Origin of the sequence: Mesorhizobium sp. M4A.F.Ca.ET.050.02.1.1, assembly GCF_003997725.1 — a bacterium.
Classification (GTDB): domain Bacteria; phylum Pseudomonadota; class Alphaproteobacteria; order Rhizobiales; family Rhizobiaceae; genus Mesorhizobium.
This window is the reverse complement of sequence record NZ_RZSG01001497.1, coordinates 1-468: the sequence shown is the minus strand read 5'-3', so window position 1 is coordinate 468 and position 468 is coordinate 1. Positions and strand designations below refer to the sequence as shown.

General features: G+C 64.3%; 1 tRNA gene. It reads left to right on the top strand.

Annotation, left to right across the window (positions count from 1 at the left end):
* Positions 1–268: 268 nt before the first annotated feature.
* Positions 269–344 (top strand) — tRNA-Ile (locus EOA33_RS38350).
* The last annotated feature ends 124 nt before the right edge of the window (positions 345–468 follow it).

Below are 468 nucleotides of genomic sequence, written 5' to 3'. Positions count from 1 at the left end.
CGCTGCGGTCGCATGGCCTTCGCCCGACACGACGATGCGGGGCGCGGCTTGCGAATCGGCGGCGCCGGCCGCCGCCGGCAAGGCGATGGCGGCAGCAAGCGCCAGGGGCATGAGGGGCAAAAGACGTCTGGTCATGAAAATCTCCTCGGTCTGCGAACCAGTCGCATCTGGCAACTAGAGCGCGAATATGGGCTGATTTGGGCGATCGCTGCCAGCCCGCCCGGAAAGCCTTGTGCCGAGGAAGGAAAAACACTAAGCCAGCCGCGTGGGGCCTGTAGCTCAATGGTTAGAGCCGGCGGCTCATAACCGCTTGGTTGGGGGTTCGAGTCCCTCCGGGCCCACCATTGTTGTTACAAGGCATAGTTTTCCGCTCCGCGTCGCGTGCGGTGGACACTCACGCCGCGGCGGTCTTGCGGATCGACATGCCGCTCGATCAGCCCCTTTGTTTCCAGATCACGCAGCACCGGC